Origin of the sequence: Pseudomonas sp. 2024-210 (assembly GCF_045062345.1) — a bacterium.
In the GTDB taxonomy this organism is placed as follows: domain Bacteria; phylum Pseudomonadota; class Gammaproteobacteria; order Pseudomonadales; family Pseudomonadaceae; genus Aquipseudomonas.
This window is the reverse complement of the sequence record NZ_JBJGEJ010000004.1, coordinates 341482-358194: the sequence shown is the minus strand read 5'-3', so window position 1 is coordinate 358194 and position 16713 is coordinate 341482. Positions and strand designations below refer to the sequence as shown.

13 protein-coding genes and 3 tRNA genes are annotated in these 16713 nt (G+C 57.7%); 2 read left to right on the top strand and 14 right to left on the bottom strand.

Features of this window, described 5'->3' with window-relative positions:
• Positions 1-3: 3 nt before the first annotated feature.
• The 3 genes from ACI7MX_RS08535 to ACI7MX_RS08525 all read right to left on the bottom strand — a co-directional run bounded on the left by ACI7MX_RS08535 (position 4) and on the right by ACI7MX_RS08525 (position 4852).
• The gene (locus tag ACI7MX_RS08535) at positions 4-1494 is read right to left on the bottom strand and encodes a DASS family sodium-coupled anion symporter (RefSeq protein ID WP_314486560.1); all 1491 of its coding nucleotides are present in this window, start codon (positions 1492-1494) and stop codon (positions 4-6) included.
• Positions 1495-1586: 92 nt separating this feature from the next.
• On the bottom strand, positions 1587-2612 hold the full coding sequence (locus ACI7MX_RS08530) for a GlxA family transcriptional regulator (protein WP_405590486.1): 1026 nt from the start codon (positions 2610-2612) through the stop codon (positions 1587-1589).
• Between the two features lie 203 nt (positions 2613-2815).
• Positions 2816-4852 carry an FAD-dependent oxidoreductase gene (locus ACI7MX_RS08525; protein WP_405590355.1) on the bottom strand — a complete coding sequence of 679 codons (2037 nt, stop codon included), beginning with the start codon at positions 4850-4852 and terminating at the stop codon, positions 2816-2818.
• 317 nt (positions 4853-5169) lie between these two features.
• On the opposite strand from ACI7MX_RS08525, the gene ACI7MX_RS08520 reads away from it, so the two are divergent.
• Entirely contained in the window at positions 5170-6300 is a 1131-nt protein-coding gene (locus ACI7MX_RS08520) for a carbon-nitrogen hydrolase family protein (protein ID WP_405590358.1), read from the top strand.
• Between the two features lie 4 nt (positions 6301-6304).
• Positions 6305-7345, top strand: coding sequence for an AraC family transcriptional regulator (locus ACI7MX_RS08515; protein WP_405590361.1), 1041 nt, complete (start codon positions 6305-6307; stop codon positions 7343-7345).
• A 256-nt stretch (positions 7346-7601) separates the two neighbouring features.
• Here ACI7MX_RS08515 and ACI7MX_RS08510 read toward each other — a convergent pair whose 3' ends face one another.
• From ACI7MX_RS08510 to accD, 11 genes are all read right to left on the bottom strand, one after another.
• Positions 7602-8480: a DUF2242 domain-containing protein gene (locus ACI7MX_RS08510; RefSeq protein WP_405590364.1), complete on the bottom strand. Its 879-nt coding sequence runs from the start codon at positions 8478-8480 to the stop codon at positions 7602-7604.
• A gap of 273 nt (positions 8481-8753) precedes the next feature.
• Positions 8754-8830: transfer RNA gene (locus tag ACI7MX_RS08505), tRNA-Asp, on the bottom strand.
• Between the two features lie 102 nt (positions 8831-8932).
• Positions 8933-9009, bottom strand: a tRNA-Asp gene (locus tag ACI7MX_RS08500).
• Between the two features lie 55 nt (positions 9010-9064).
• Positions 9065-9140 (bottom strand) — tRNA-Val (locus ACI7MX_RS08495).
• 203 nt (positions 9141-9343) lie between these two features.
• Positions 9344-10114, bottom strand: coding sequence for an SDR family oxidoreductase (locus ACI7MX_RS08490; protein WP_405590366.1), 771 nt, complete (start codon positions 10112-10114; stop codon positions 9344-9346).
• A 5-nt stretch (positions 10115-10119) separates the two neighbouring features.
• Complete coding sequence (locus ACI7MX_RS08485) at positions 10120-11331, bottom strand: O-succinylhomoserine sulfhydrylase (protein WP_405590369.1); 1212 nt, start codon at positions 11329-11331, stop codon at positions 10120-10122.
• Positions 11332-11408: 77 nt separating this feature from the next.
• The gene (purF, locus tag ACI7MX_RS08480; RefSeq protein WP_405590372.1) at positions 11409-12914 is read right to left on the bottom strand and encodes an amidophosphoribosyltransferase; all 1506 of its coding nucleotides are present in this window, start codon (positions 12912-12914) and stop codon (positions 11409-11411) included.
• A gap of 41 nt (positions 12915-12955) precedes the next feature.
• Positions 12956-13513: a CvpA family protein gene (locus ACI7MX_RS08475; protein WP_405590375.1), complete on the bottom strand. Its 558-nt coding sequence runs from the start codon at positions 13511-13513 to the stop codon at positions 12956-12958.
• Positions 13514-13619: 106 nt separating this feature from the next.
• Entirely contained in the window at positions 13620-14255 is a 636-nt protein-coding gene (locus ACI7MX_RS08470; RefSeq protein WP_405590378.1) for an SPOR domain-containing protein, read from the bottom strand.
• A complete protein-coding gene (folC, locus tag ACI7MX_RS08465; RefSeq protein WP_405590381.1) occupies positions 14239-15546 on the bottom strand; it encodes a bifunctional tetrahydrofolate synthase/dihydrofolate synthase in 1308 nt (435 codons plus the stop codon). The genes ACI7MX_RS08470 and folC overlap by 17 nt, the downstream gene beginning before the upstream one ends.
• A complete protein-coding gene (gene accD / locus ACI7MX_RS08460; protein WP_314487296.1) occupies positions 15543-16463 on the bottom strand; it encodes an acetyl-CoA carboxylase, carboxyltransferase subunit beta in 921 nt (306 codons plus the stop codon). Before accD ends, folC begins: the two co-directional genes overlap by 4 nt.
• Positions 16464-16713 lie beyond the last annotated feature (250 nt).

Here is a 16713-nt window from a genome sequence, read left to right as displayed (position 1 = left end):
ACTTTACATCCAGCCCAGCCAACTCCAGTACGTCGCCCCAAACAGCAGCATCAGTAAGTAACCCACCACCGTGACAATCAATCCCACTTTGGCAAACTGTTTGGCGGTGAAGGTTTGCGTGCCGAGACAGACCATGTTTTGCGGCGCATTGATGGGCAGAATAAAGCCGTAACTGACCACAAAGCCGAGCAACATGGTCATGCCCAACCGATTGAATTCCCCCGGTAGGGTTTGCAGCACGGCAATCAAAATGGGCAATAGTGCCGAGGTCAAGGCCGTGGCGCTGGCGAAGCCCAAGTGAATCAGAATCAGAAACGCGCCCAGAATGGCAAAAATCCCCAACGGCCCGACCTGATCCAGCCCGGTGTTTTCCACCACCTGACTTCCCAGCCATTGTCCGGCTTGCGTGGTCAGTAACGCAGTACCCAAACTGATGCCGACCCCGAACACAATGACCGTGCCCCATGGGATACGCGACTGAACATCTTTCCAGGTCATTACGCCGTAGCGCGGTAACAGTAAAAACACCAAACCGGCGTAGGTGGTCGAGGTGGTGTCAAAGCTGTGCAGTTTGCCTTCGGTGGCCCAGGCCAGCAGCAAGGCGACCGAGACCGCCATCAAGCGTTTTTGTGGCGCAGTCATCGGGCCCAACTCGGCCAGCGATTGTTCAACCGCTTCTTTGCCACCGGGAATACTGTCGCTTTCCGGTGGCAGCATCTTCAGCACCACAAACAGCAACACCGCCGACATGATGATGGCCCACGGCGCCCCTGCAATCAGCCAGTCGAGCCAGTTCACCCGCTCGCCCAGCATCTTGTCCATAAAACCCACGGTCAACAGGTTCTGCGCAGCGGCGGTTTGAATCCCGACGTTCCAGATACTGGTGCCTTGAGCAACGACGATCATAATGCCGGCGGCAATATTGGAGCGCTTGTCCACGCCAAACGCCATGATCACGCCCATCATGATTGGCACAACGCACGCACTGCGGGCGGTGGCGCTGGGCACCACCAAGCTAAGCAGGATAGTCACCGCAATGGCGCCCAGCAAAATGCGCCGGGTGCTGGTGCCGATACGCGACAGCGTCACGAGTGCAATACGTCGGTCCAGCCCGGTATGGGTCATGGCGGCGGCAATGAACAAGGCACCAGCTACCAGCGCCAGCGCGGCGTTGGAGAACCCGGTCAAGGCCATGGTGATGCCGGCATTGGTGCCATACAGCTTGCTCGGGTCTTGCAACGTAGGGGCCATGCCGATCAAGAACGCCATGAGCGAGGTAATCATGATCGCACTGGCTTCATAGGACACCGCCTCGGTGATCCACACCACCACGGCGAAAGCCAGAATCGCCAGCATGCGATGTCCGGCAACGGGCAAGTCGGCGGGCAATGGTAAGAGCAACACCCCCACCATCACCAACACGGCAATCACCAGGCCCAAGGGCAGTTTCATTTTTGCCGCGGATGGCTGCGGTGTGGTTGCGGGGGCGCTCATGGCCTTCTCCTGATGCCTGAAAACGCATGGAGCATAGGCCAAGCGTGAGGCAAAGGCCTTGATACGGGTCAAGCTCCCTCACCCGGCACAGGTTACTTGGTCAGGCGCACCTCCTTGGACGGCCTGTAGCCAAAATAGGCGCTGTAGCATTTGCTGAAATGACTGGGTGAAACAAACCCGCAGGCGACCAGCACATCGACCTGCGACAGCTGGGTGTGTTGCAACAGCCGCCGCGCTTCCGTGATGCGCAGTTCCAGGTAATAACGCTGTGGCGTAGTGCCCAACTGCTCTTTGAACAAACGTTCGAGCTGACGTCGAGAACGCCCCACGTAGACAGCCAATTGCTCCAACTCCAGCGGCTCTTCCAGGTTGGCATCCATCAACTTGACGACTTCACGCAACGGCGCACTCACGCAAATGTTTTCGGCAGGTTTGATGCGCCGATAGCGTGACTCTTCGAACGCGAGAATATCCTCAATTCCCTCGATCAACGCCTTGTCATGCAGCCCCTTGATCCAGGCCAGCGCCATTTGAAAAGCACCCGTGGGGCTTGAGGCGGTCAGTCGATCACGATCAATCACAAAAGACTCGCTGGTAACCTGCGCTGTCTTGGCGACTTCCGCCAATGCAGGACGGTGTTCGGGATGAATGGCGCATCGGTAACCGTCAAGCAGCCCGGCGCAGGCGAGAAACCAAGGCCCGTTCCATAAGCCGCCCAAGGTAACGCCCGCCTGTGCCGCCGCCCTGAGCAGGTGAGTGAGTTCATCGCTGGTTTTCAATTCAGTGCGGTAGCCACCGCAAATAACCAGCAAGTCCAGCTCATGGACCATTGCCGGGGAGATCCGCGCATCTGGTCTAATCACCAATCCCAAATCGCTCACCACCTCGCCATCACTCAATCCATAAGTACGCGATGAGAACAGCCCGGCGCGCAGCAGGTTGGCAGTAATAATCGTGTCCAGTGCCTGAGTAAATGCGGGCAGCGAGAAATGCTCTAGCAATACAAAACCCGTGCGTACCGGCGGGCCCGTTGTGCTGGGTGTGTCTTTCACAAAGCGCAGGTTTTTGCCCTGCATGCCGCCGCTGAATTGACGTCGCTCGGTCAAGATCCGATCCATTTTCTGAGGTGGGCGATCACGCATTTAGATGCGTTTACTTGTTGGCGCCATGCTAACCGCCATCCCGATAAAAAGCTCTTGCTGGCAGTAAGCGAATGCGCTGAATCGCCGGCGACAAAAAAACCTGCACCACGTCCTGCTTAAGGCAGTGTGTGGTGCAGGTTTTTAACGAGTGCAGCATTTTGACCGCTGTAGATACTTCCCTACAGCACAGCCGCCAACCGCGAGCCCTGATTGATCGCGCGCTTGGCATCCAATTCGGCCGCCACATCCGCGCCGCCAATCAGGTGCACGTTCTGCCCCGCCGCAACCAGACCGTCCTGCAACTCGCGCAAGGGGTCTTGCCCGGCACAGACCACGATGTTATCGACCGCCAACAGCTGCGGCTCACCGTCGCCCATACGGATATGCAAACCTTGATCGTCGATGCTCAGGTATTCAACGTCGTTGAGCATGTGCACATGCTTGCTTTTGAGCCCTGCGCGATGAATCCAGCCCGTGGTCTTGCCCAGCCCTTCACCCACCTTGGTTTTTTTGCGTTGCAGCAAAAACACTTCGCGTGCCGGTGCTGGCACTTGTGGCTGGATACCGGCAACACCGCCACGGGCTTCAAGCTTGCAATCAATGCCCCACTCCTTCCAGAACGCATCGCGATCCTGGCTGGTAGCAACCCCTTGGTGAACCAAAAACTCGGACACATCAAAACCAATCCCGCCTGCGCCTATGACTGCAACCTTGGCGCCCACTGGCTTGCGCTCAAGGATCACGTCCAGGTAACTCAGCACTTTGGGGTGGTCGATGCCTGCAATCGCCGGCGTGCGGGGTGCAATCCCGGTGGCCAAGATAATTTCGTCATAGTGAGTGGCCACCAATTGCTCCACAGTGGCGCGGGTGTTGAGGCACACCTCTACGCCGGTGGTTTTTAACTTGCGCTTGAAGTAACGCAGGGTTTCGAAAAACTCTTCTTTGCCCGGCACACGCTTGGCCACGTTAAATTGCCCGCCAATCTCGCTGGCCGAATCAAACAGTGTCACTTGATGGCCACGCTCCGCCGCCACGGTAGCGGCCGCCAGGCCAGCAGGGCCAGCACCGACCACAGCGATATGCTTCACTGCCACGGTCGGCAGGTAGTTCAGTTCAGTCTCATGGCACGCACGCGGATTAACCAGGCAACTGGTGAGCTTGCCGCCAAAGGTGTGATCCAGGCACGCTTGATTGCAGCCGATACAGGTGTTGATCTCATCACTGCGCCCCGCCGCTGCCTTGTTGACGAACTCCGGGTCGGCCAGGAATGGACGGGCCATGGACACCATGTCGGCGTCGCCCTCGGCCAATATCTGCTCGGCGATTTCTGGCGTGTTAATGCGGTTGGTGGTGATCAACGGCACCTGAACCGCGCCACGCAGCTTGGCTGTGACTTTGCTGAAAGCTCCCCGGGGCACCTTGGTGGCAATGGTCGGAATACGCGCTTCGTGCCAGCCAATGCCGGTGTTGATCAGCGTGGCACCCACTTGCTCAACCGCTTGCGCCAGCTGCACGATTTCTTCCCAGACGCTGCCACCGGCGACCAGATCGAGCATCGACAGGCGATAAATGATAATGAAGTTCGGGCCAACGGCTTCTCTCACACGACGCACGATTTCGACCGGCAGACGCATGCGGTTTTCGTAGCTGCCGCCCCAGCGGTCGGTGCGATGGTTGGTCTGAGCCGCCAGAAACTGGTTAATCAAATACCCCTCAGAACCCATGATCTCAACGCCATCGTAGCCCGCGCTCTGAGCCAATTTGGCGCAGGTTACGAAGTCACTGATCTGCTTCTCGATACCGGCTTCGTCCAGCTCTTTAGGGGTGAACGGGTTAATGGGCGCTTGAAGCGCGCTGGGTGCGACTTGCTTCGGGCTATAGGCGTAACGCCCGGCGTGAAGGATTTGCAGGCAAATCTTGCCGCCAGCATCGTGTACCGCGCGGGTCACGACCACATGTTTTTCGGCTTCTTCAACCGTGCTCAGTTTGGCCGCGCCGCTGTACACACCGCCCTCGTCATTAGGCGCAATGCCGCCTGTAACAATCAGGCCGACGCCGCCTCTGGCCCGCTCGGCAAAGTAAGCCGCCATGCGCTCAAAGCCACCGGGCTTTTCTTCCAGACCGGTGTGCATCGAGCCCATCAGGGTGCGGTTGCGCAACGTGGTAAAACCCAAATCCAACGGGACCATCAAATGCGGGTAAGGCTGGGCAATCATCCGGTCGCTCCACAACAAATCATTCACGGAACGAGGAGGCTCTGCGGCCCCCGTCGTTGAATATCAGGCACCTTAAAGACCTGACACCGCTCGCTCAATGCCCCGAAGTGACAAATTAATAACCCAAATGTGCACCCTATGGTTCTGCACTGATGTCTTCGCGGACGAGAACGCACACTCCGCGCTCAACCCGGCTACAGGCCATAAAAGCGGGATTGTCGGGGAAAAAAGGCCGTTAACACCGGGTTTTACGTTACCCTTGAGCCAAACCCGAACCCACTGCCCTGTCTCTGCTTACGGCTAAAGCTCTATTTCTCATGCGCAAATTAATTGGCTGCACCTTATTTATTGCCCTTGTTGCCGCTGCCGCCGGTTATGGCATGTGGACCCAAAAACGTGACGTCGGTCATTACCTGTCCGATCTGCGAATCCAGGTCGCCATCAACGACGGCGTCAATCAAGAACGTGGCAATTTGCTGGGCATTGAGCCGGAACTGTCACCTCGTGATTATCAAAGCCTGGAACTTGTCCACTTGAAGCTGGGCGCTTACTTGAACAGTGCGCGCCAGGCCGGGTTGCTGAATGACAAAACCATTGTGGTGTTACCTGAACACATCGGCACATGGTTGGTATTTAGCGGGGAAAAGAATGAGCTGTATCAGGCCGCCAATTTGAATGACGCCATGCGCTGGCTGGCCCTTAGCAACCCACTGGATTTTGCCAATGCCTGGCTACGGGCTGACGGTGAAAGCCGGACCAACGACGCGCATCTGCGCATGAAAGCAGCCAGCATGGCCCGCGACTATCAGACCCTGTTCGGTGGGCTGGCCAAAGAGTACGGCGTCACTCTGGTGGCAGGCAGTATTGCCCTGCCCGAGCCTCGCGTGGAAAACGGCACCTTACTGCCCGGCAAAGGACCGCTTTACAACATCAGCGTGGTATTTGGTCGCGACGGAACTCCCCAAGGCACACCACAACCTCAACTGCTGCCCACCTACGAAGAGCAAAGCTATATTCAGCCCAGCCCAGATCACGAGCTGAATGTGGTCAGCACGCCTGCGGGGCGGCTGGGTATATTGTTGGGCAGTGACAGCTGGTACCCGGAAAACTACCGCACCCTCAACGACAAAGGGGCACAGCTGATTGCAGTGCCAGCCTTTATCATCGGTCAAGACACTTGGCACAGTCCGTGGGGAGGCTATAAAAGCGTGTCGACACCGAGCGAAATCAGCCTCAAGCCCGGTGAGGTCAGCGAAGGGGAAGCCTGGCATCGTCTGACGCTGATCAGCAGCGTTCCCAGCAGCAACGCCCTGGCCGGGATCACAGTCTTTCATCGCGGCAAATTCTGGGACAAACGCAGTGTTGGGCACGGGTTTATCAGTCGCAACGGCCAGACCAGCCCGGAAATACCCGGCACAGGCGCCCGACTGTTGAACCTTTGGTTGTAAACCCGTGAAACCGCTGACCATTCGCTTGGGCGACCTGTCGACAGGCTTTGTCGATTGCCTGGCAGATGCAGTGCGCAGCTATGGCTACAACCCGCTGCCTTTACTGACCGAATACGGGTTGGACCCGGCGCGCCTAGCCCAACCCCTGGCGCGCTTATCGATACCTCGCTACATGCGCCTGGGGCACGCCGCAATTATCCTCACCGGCGAACCCGCGCTGGGCTTGCGCATGGGGCAGGTCAGCAAGCTGCCACATGCTGGACTGGCCGGTGTCACAGCCGCGCAAGCGCCGACCGTGCGTGAAGCCGCCCGCACCTTGATTCGTTTTGAACCCCTGTACGGTTCCAATTATCGCGGCCAGTCGAGCTTTCACGAAGACACTCAGGGTGCATGGCTGCGCTTTTATTCGATCAGCCCGTACAACGCCTACAACCGCTTTGTAGTCGACTCGATTATCGCCGGCTGGCTGCAACAGCTTTCTTGCGTCGCAGGCGAGCCTTTGCACAGCGAGCACATTGACATTGAATTCGCTGAGCCTGAATACGCTGAGGCCTACGGCACACTGAGTCTTGCACCGATCAACTTTGGGGCACAGACCAATCAACTTCGTCTTGACCATGCCACCCTTGAGCTGCGCAACCCTGTGCACTGCCCGAGCACGTGGGCGCACTTGCTGCAATTATGCGAACGCGAGCTGGAGCAAATGACCCGCACCCGCAGTCTGCGCGAGCGTATTACACAATTGCTGGGCCCCTTGCTCAACGGGGGCCAGGAACCCGGACTCGAAGAAGTTGCTGCACGCCTGAAGCTGCCCACCTGGACCTTGCGTCGCAAGCTGGCGGAAGAAGGAACGCAGTTCCGGGCGGTTATCAATGACACACGGCGCGACCTCGCCATGACCTACATCCGTGATACGGAATTGGCCTTCGGCGAAATCGCATTTTTGTTGGGGTTTGCCTCGCCAGAGGCATTTCAGCGTGCCTTCAAACGCTGGAACCGGGAAACTCCGGGAGAGTTCCGCCGTCGCCAGCGTCAACCTGTCTGAACCACACAGGCCCTTGATTACAGCTCGGTAGCGTCTTCAGCAGGTTCCAGCGGATCTAGCTCGAAAGCCTGAAGCTCGAGCAGTTCTTCTTGATAGTCATCCATGGCTATTTCCTCTTTAGGTCTATTCGTTTACGACATGCCAGAGCGGCTTTGCCAGTGAGCTTAAAGTGTCCGCATGAAGAAAACATGACAGCTCATGGGCACTTGCACACCGACTGATAAACGTAGCAGACCTTTGCCAGTTTAGCCCTGCCTTATTGGGCAGGGGCAGGCTCTACGACAGAGGGTGCAGGGGTTGCAGCCGGCTCTGGCTCAGGCAGGCTCGGTGACGGCTCTGGCGTCGTTACCGGAGCTTCTGCGGGCGGCACGACCGGCGTAATGGGCGCGGCTTCCACGGGCGGCACAACCGGCTGTGAACCGATAGGCTCAGTGATCACAGGTTCAGGCTGCGCAGGTGCAGGTGCAGAAGCGGGCTTAACGACGGGCGTTGGTTCGGCGGGAGCGAGCGACTGTGGCGCAGCGGGCGTCTCGATTTTGGCAGGCGCGACCTCTGGTACGCCCAGATCAGCCTTTGGCTTATCCGGAATGTGCGCCTCTTTCTTCACGCTTTTGGGCAAAAACACTTCGACCAGCGCGAAGAAGCGGTCATAGAACTGCGCTGAAGACACCGTCTCGCTGGCCACTTTAACCATCGAGTCATCGGACGATCCAATGGGCATCGAGACCGAACCCAGCACACCCACACCCAGACTGGCGGAATTGTTGACCTTCTTCAGTGCATAGCGATCCTGCAACGCGTTGGCAAACATGGTGGAGTGATGCGCCGCACCGCCATCGTCAGCGCAGACGATGTTAAAGCTGATTTCCAGATGGCTTTCACCTGTCTGCTGGAAGCTCTTGTGGCCACTGATCATCTTGGGGTCATTACTGGTGATGATATAGCCCTGACTGAGCAGTGCCCGGCGTGCAGCCTCACACGTGGCCTTGTCGGCAACCGGGTAGTTACGCGAGAACGTCCCTGAATCATCGAAGTTTTCATTCTCGTAAACGGCTGCTTTCTTCGATGCACAACCTGCGATCCCGACCAGCACAAGGGCTGCGACAACGGTACGCAAGGGAAATGACCTAAACATTGATGATCCTGAAAAGAACGGTACGGGGCGCATTGTGCATCAGTTCTGGGTGAGCGGGCGCAGTTTGATTGGATCAAGGGTCGCACACGACAGGTAGTCGCTGGCGAAGGCTGCGATGGTTTATCCAAGTGCAGGTCACCCTTGAAAGCCCTGAGACTACTTCGCAGCCCTCGGCAGCGACTACTGACATCGTAAAATCTCAGGCACAAAAAAAGCGACCCTAAGGTCGCTTTCTTTGCAGCTTCAGAGAGTTCAAGGGCTCTGAAGCAAATATGGCGCAGCGGACGGGACTCGAACCCGCGACCCCCGGCGTGACAGGCCGGTATTCTAACCGACTGAACTACCGCTGCGTATCGCTCGGACTTGCGCCCGTTTGAAACCTTTAAAACCTGTGATTTAACAGCTTCGGTGCTGTTGAATCGCAAGCCAGGCGAACCTGACTTGTACAAATATGGCGCAGCGGACGGGACTCGAACCCGCGACCCCCGGCGTGACAGGCCGGTATTCTAACCGACTGAACTACCGCTGCGCGTCGGTTGGTTGCTCTTTTCAGAACAGCCTTCTCTTTCGAGAAACTCAAGAAGTGGTGGGTGATGACGGGATCGAACCGCCGACCCTCTGCTTGTAAGGCAGATGCTCTCCCAGCTGAGCTAATCACCCTTTGCTTCGTTGAGGCCGCGAAATTTACGCAGGTATTGAACCTAAGTCAAGGACAAGATTGAGTTTTTTTTAAAAAACAGCTGACGGCAGCTGCAAGCTTCAAGCTGCAAGCTTCAAGATAGAGCTTCAAGCAAGAACAAGAGCGACAAGCCATCACCCCGCCGCTTTTTCTTGCCGCTTGAAGCTTGAAGCTCGTGACTGCTTTATTCCCCATACACCATTTTCTTGCTCATGCCACCGTCGACCACAAACTCCTGCCCGGTGACAAAACCCGCATTACGCGAAAGCAGCCACGCGACCATCGCCGCAACGTCTTCCACGGTGCCGACCCGACCTGCCGGGTGTTGAACATGATCAGCGTCGGTCAGCGGCTCTGCACGCCTCACTGAGGGGTCTCGCGCATCAATCCAGCCGGGGCTGACCGCATTCACTCTGATCTCCGGCCCAAGGCTGATCGCCAGCGCGTGGGTCAAGGCCAGCAAGCCACCTTTGCTCGCCACATAAGCCTCGGTATCAGGCTCAGACTGGCGAGCACGGGTTGAGGCCAGGTTAACGATCGAGCCGCAATGCGCACGCAAATAGGGCGCGCAGTGCTTGGCCAGCAACATGGGGCCGGTCAAATTCACCGCCAGCACCCGATTCCAGTGATCGAGATCGAGGCTTTCGAGCGTCATATTGTGTGGGTCGGCAATTGCAGCATTGCTCACCAACGCATCTAGACGCCCAAACTGACCCAGTACTTGCGCCACGCACTGAATAACCTCGGCTTCGACCGAGACGTCCATCGCCACAAACCAGGCGTTCTCACCCAGCGCTTTGGCCACTTTCGAACCGCGAGCGCGGTCAATGTCGGTTAACACGACTTGCCAACCTTCACTGATCAGCCACGCCGCGATGCCCAGGCCAATTCCGCGCGCGGCACCGGTCACCAGCGCAACCCGCCCATTACCGGCAACCGGTTCCTGTAGAGTCATCTCGATCACAGTGCTGCCAGACCCCGCGACAGATCGGCTTGCAGGTCGCCCACATCTTCCAGCCCCACTGCAATGCGAATCAGGCTGTCCCGAATGCCCGCCGCCTCACGCTCTTGAGGCGCAAGACGGCCATGTGACGTTGTGGCCGGGTGGGTGATAGTGGTTTTGCTGTCGCCCAGATTGGCCGTGATGGAAATCAGTCGGGTCGCGTCGATAAAGCGCCAGGCGCCCTCTTTGCCACCTTTGACTTCAAAACTGACCACCGCGCCAAAGCCACGCTGCTGACGCTGGGCCAACTCATATTGAGGATGACTGCGAAGACCGGCGTAATGAACCTTCTCGATACCGTCCTGTTGTTCCAGCCACTCAGCCAGCGCCTGAGCACTGGCGCAATGGGCGCGCATGCGCAGGTTCAGGGTTTCCAGGCCCTTGAGGAAGATCCAGGCGTTAAACGGGCTGAGGGTTGGCCCGGCAGTGCGCAGGAAACCCACAATCTCTTTCATCAGCTCGCTGCGCCCGGCAACCACCCCGCCCATGCAGCGCCCCTGGCCGTCGATGAACTTGGTCGCCGAATGCACCACGATATCCGCGCCCAGCGTTAGCGGCTGCTGCAAGGCTGGCGTGCAGAAGCAGTTATCAACCACCAGCAGCGCGCCCTTGGCGTGAGCCACTTCGGCCAGTGCAGCAATGTCGACTAACTCGGCCAACGGGTTGGACGGTGACTCGACAAACAGCAACTTGGTGTTGGGCTTGATAGCGGCATCCCACCCCGACAACTCGGCCAGCGGCACGTAATCGACTTCTACGCCAAAGCGTTTGAAGTACTTCTCGAACAGGCTAATGGTTGAACCGAATACGCTGCGCGATACCAGAATATGGTCGCCTGCGCTGCACAGGCTCATAACCACCGACAAAATGGCCGCCATGCCCGTCGCCGTAGCGACGGCCTGCTCTGCCCCTTCAAGCGCTGCAATACGCTCCTCGAAGGCACGCACAGTGGGGTTGGTGTAGCGCGAATACACATTGCCCGCCACTTCGCCCGAGAACCGCGCCGCTGCATCGGCAGCGGTACGGAATACGTAGCTGGACGTCAAGAACATCGCATCACCGTGCTCGCCTTCTGGCGTACGGTGCTGGCCAGCACGCACAGCCAAGGTGTCGAACGCTACGCCCTCAAGGTCGCTATTCAGCCGACCGGCATCCCAATCCTGACTCATGCTGCCCACTCCTTGCTCGTATTAATTGCTTTGTATGCAAATGCAAACCGGCCCATCAGGGCCGGTTTGGTAAACACTTAGTTGTTGTACAAGCCTATCGTCGCACCGACACCTTGAGCAACCACCTTGGAGGCATCGTTGCGCGCACGCTCGATTCTATCCAGGTAGTTTTCATCGACATCGCCAGTCACGTACTTGCCATCAAAGACCGCGCAATCGAACTTCTCGATCTTGATCTTGCCACCACCCACTGCATCAATCAGATCAGGCAAATCCTGATAGATCAGCCAGTCAGCACCGATCAACTCAGCCACTTCCTGAGTCGTGCGGTTGTGGGCGATCAGTTCATGAGCGCTTGGCATGTCGATGCCGTACACGTTCGGGTAGCGCACCGCAGGAGCCGCCGAGCAGAAGTACACATTCTTGGCGCCAGCTTCGCGGGCCATCTGAATGATCTGCTTGCAAGTGGTACCTCGCACGATCGAATCATCGACCAGCATCACGTTCTTGCCACGGAACTCAAGCTCAATGGCATTGAGCTTCTGGCGCACGGATTTTTTACGCGCAGCCTGGCCGGGCATGATGAACGTACGGCCGATGTAACGGTTTTTAACGAAGCCTTCGCGGAACTTGACGCCCAAGTGGTTGGCCAGCTCAAGCGCTGCGCAACGGCTGGTGTCCGGGATCGGGATAACCACATCGATATCGTGATCCGGGCGCTCGCGCAAGATCTTGTCAGCCAGCTTTTCGCCCATGCGCAGACGCGCTTTGTAAACAGACACACCGTCGATGATCGAATCGGGGCGAGCCAGATAGACGTGCTCGAAAATGCACGGCGTCAATTGCGGGTTTACCGCGCACTGACGGGTGTGCATCTGGCCATCCTCAGTGATGTAGACCGCCTCACCGGGTGCAAGGTCGCGGATCAGGGTGAAGCCCAACACGTCGAGGGACACGCTTTCGGAAGCGATCATGTACTCGACGCCTTCATCGGTATGACGCTGACCGAAGACAATCGGGCGAATGCCGTTAGGGTCGCGGAAGCCAACGATGCCGTAGCCGGTGATCATCGCAACCACGGCGTAACCACCACGGCAACGGTTGTGAACATCGGTCACCGCAGCGAACACGTCTTCTTCCGTCGGCTGCAACTTGCCGCGCTGAGCCAGCTCATGGGCAAAAACGTTAAGAAGAACTTCCGAGTCGGAGTTGGTGTTGACGTGGCGCAAGTCAGATTCGTAAATCTCTTTGGCCAGTTGTTCAACGTTGGTCAAATTGCCGTTATGCGCCAGCGTAATGCCATAGGGCGAGTTGACATAAAACGGTTGTGCTTCAGCTGAAGTCGAGCTGCCAGCGGTTGGATAGCGCACGTGACCAATGCCCACGTTGCCCACCAGACGCTGCATGTGACGCTGATGAAACACATCACGCACCAGCCCGTTGTCCTTGCGCAGAAATAACCGGCCGTTATGACTGGTCACAATACCGGCAGCATCCTGGCCGCGATGCTGAAGGACGGTTAGCGCGTCATACAGCGCCTGATTGACGTTCGACTTACCGACGATACCGACGATGCCACACATGCGACGCAACCCCTACTTTATGGATCTGTACTGAACACCGCTCACTTGGGCTGTGTAGCCGGCAAGAGGTGCTCCTTGAACGGAATATCAGCAGGAACGCTGATTCCGCTGGCGAGCCACTGACTGCTCCACCCCAAAATGAGGTTTTTGGACCAGTCGGCAACCAATAGAAATTGTGGCACGAGCCGTGACTCTTGCCACCACGAGTCTTGCTGTACCGGCCCCAGGCTAAGCAGCCCAACCGCCACGACCACCAGCAACGCACCGCGTGCAGCGCCAAAGGCCATGCCGAGAAAACGATCGGTCCCGGAAAGTCCGGTGACGCGAATCAGTTCGCCGATAAGAAAATTGATCATTGCGCCTACCAGCAAAGTGGCGACAAACATGATGGTGCACCCAACGATGACGCGGGCGGAAGGTGTTTCGATGTAGGCCGCCAGATACTGCGACAGCGAGCCGCCGAACATCCAGGCAACGACCCCGGCAATGACCCAGGTGCACAGCGACAATGCTTCTTTAACGAAGCCGCGCTTCAAGCTGATCAAAGCGGAGATGGCGACAATTGCAACGATCGCCCAGTCAACCCAGGTAAATGGCACGGTTCAGCCTACGGTCAGATAAGGCGGCGCATTTTAGCAGAGCGCCGCCACTCAGGTAAGCCGATTTATCACCGCACGCGCAATCAGATTGAACCTTTGACGGCGCTTAACCTCGCTCGGGCTGGAAGCGCACGACAAAACCCTTGAGATTTTGCTGCTTGCCGAGCATGTCACGTAGACGATCAGCCTCGGCGCGCTCAAGCAAAGGACCGACAAAAACTCGATTCATCCCCCCGGAAGAACGCACATAAGCGTTATAACCTTGATTACGAAGGGTTTTTTGAAGGTTATCAGCGCTTGCACGGTTCGACAGGCTCACCAATTGAACCGACCAACTAACGGGCAAGCCATTGGCGTCTACACGTTTTTGTGTGGTGTCGAGCTTGGCAGGCGCATGCGCAACCGTCTGAGCCGGAGTGACGGCCGGTGGTTTGACTGCCGCCACCGGTTTGCTCACTACAGCGGCCGGTGCCGGCGCAGCAGGCGGCGGAGCCACTTGCTCTTGAGCAACGTCTTCTGGAGGGGCTGGCTCTTCGGCAATAGGCTGCGGCTCAGGTACGGGAACAGGCTCTACCTGAACCTGAGGCATCACTGGAACCTGAGGTGCCGTGGGTACATCCACCTGAATTTGCCGTTGCTCATCTTCACGGGTGAACAGCATCGGCAAAAAAATCACAGCCAACGCCACTAACACCAAGGCACCGACCATCCGTTGCTTGTATACCTTATCCAGCAAAGCCATTTGCCGACTCCTCCGTGGCGCGCCGCTCCAGCCATTCAAGCGCTTGTGCGACGCAATAAAATGAACCGAACAACAAAATTTCGTCTTCGGGGGTTGCACGCTCGCACTGCGCCTCGAGTGCAGCATCAACACTGCCAAACGCCAAAACCGAAGCCCCGAGGTTTTTCAGCGCAGCCTCAAGCTCATCTGCCGGACGTGTACGCCCCGTGTTCAGCGGTGCCACGGCCCAATGAGTGACAACAGGCGCTAGCGTTGACACTACGCCATCCAGATCCTTGTCCGCCAGCAAGCCAAACACCGCAAGCCGTTGACCTGCCACTGGACGCTGCTGCAAGCGCTGAAGCAAATAGTGGGCTGCATGGGGGTTATGGCCCACATCAAGCAGCAAATTCAGAGTTTTACCCTGCCAGTTAAAGCGCCGGCGATCCAGGCGTCCGGTAACGTGCGTGTCCAGCAAGGCTTGAACGATCCGCTCAGGCTGCCAAGGCAAGTCCGTCAAGGCATAAGCCTGCACGGCCAGCGCGGCGTTTTCCATGGGCAAATCGAGCAACGGCAAATCTCGCAGCTCCAGCGGGCTTCCCGTAGCACTCCGCCCTTTCCAGTGCCAGACCGATCCAGCTGCAGACAGATCAAAGTCACGCCCGCGCAAGAATAGCGGGCAGCCCAACTCACTCGCTTTGTCTAACAAGGGTTGCGGGGGGGCCAGATCGCCGCACAATGCAGGCTTGCCAGCACGCAAGATGCCCGCTTTTTCATACGCCACTGACTCACGGGTGTTACCCAGGTACTCCACGTGATCAACACCGATACTGGTGATCAACGCCATGTCAGCATCGACCAGATTGACCGCATCCAGTCGCCCGCCCAGGCCGACTTCCAGTACCACGGCATCCAGCTGAGCACGCTCGAACAGCCAGAAGGCCGCCAGCGTGCCCATCTCAAAATACGTCAACGACGTCTCGCCACGCCCAGCATCCAGAGCCGCGAATGCCTCGCAGAGCTGTTCATCGGATACTTCGGCACCGTCGATTTGCACGCGCTCGTTGTAGCGCAGTAAATGCGGCGAGCTGTATACACCTACTTTGAGGCCTTGGGCCCGCAGCAGTGAGGCTACAAATGCACAAGTCGAGCCTTTGCCGTTCGTTCCAGTAACCGTCACCACCCGAGGCGCGGGCTTTTGCAAGCTCATGCGACTCGTTACCTCGCGCGCGCGATCCAGGCCCATATCGATGGCTGCTGGATGCAACTGTTCAAGATAGGCGAGCCACTCGCCAAGGGTGCGCTGGGTCATAGGTTGGCTGGCGCAGGCGGAACAACGATGGCTTCAACCGGTGGCGCGACGAATACCGGGGTCGGCAAGCCCATCATTTGTGCCAGCAGGTTGCCCAGACGTGGACGCAATTCCTGACGAGCAATGATCATGTCAATTGCACCGTGCTCCAGCAGGAATTCACTGCGCTGGAAGCCTTCAGGCAATTTTTCGCGCACGGTTTGCTCAATAACACGCGGCCCGGCAAAACCGATCAGCGCTTTGGGCTCAGCCACGATCACATCGCCGAGCATTGCCAGACTGGCCGATACACCGCCGTATACCGGATCAGTCAGTACCGAAATAAACGGAATGCCTTCTTCACGCAGACGCGCCAGCACCGCAGAGGTCTTGGCCATTTGCATCAGGGAGATCAGGGCTTCCTGCATACGCGCACCACCCGAGGCCGCGAAGCAAATCATCGGGCAGCGGTTTTCGAGTGCATAGTTGGCGGCACGCACAAAGCGCTCACCCACGATCGCGCCCATCGAGCCGCCCATGAAGGAGAATTCAAACGCCGACACCACCACCGGCATGCCCAGCAACGTACCGCTCATCGAGATCAGTGCGTCTTTCTCGCCAGTCTGCTTCTGCGCGCCGACCAGACGGTCCTTGTACTTTTTGCTGTCGCGAAACTTCAGGCGATCAACAGGCTCCAGGTCAGCGCCCAGTTCGTCGCGACCTTCGGCATCCAGGAAAATATTGATGCGGGCACGCGCACCAATGCGCATGTGGTGATTACATTTAGGGCAAACGTCCAGGGTCTTTTCCAACTCAGGACGATAAAGCACAGCGTCACAAGACGGGCATTTGTGCCACAGGCCTTCAGGTACCGAGCTCTTTTTGACCTCGGAACGCATGATCGAAGGAATCAGCTTGTCTACCAACCAGTTGCTCATGCTTTTTTTCTCCAGTACCGGCGACCTGAACACTTGGGTTCAGGCCCCGTGTATGCCCTTGAGCTAATTTCAATAGATATGCGGCGATGGTGCTCGAAGGCAGCGGTCAGCACAGGGCAAACCAGCCTAACCCCCAAGAAACCCTCAGCCTTCCTGACAACACGCCCCAGAGCGGTTGCCATGTTAATTTTTGCCCGTCAAACCACAGGGCCCGCCTGCTTTTCACAGCGGTATTGATGGACGGTGGCAG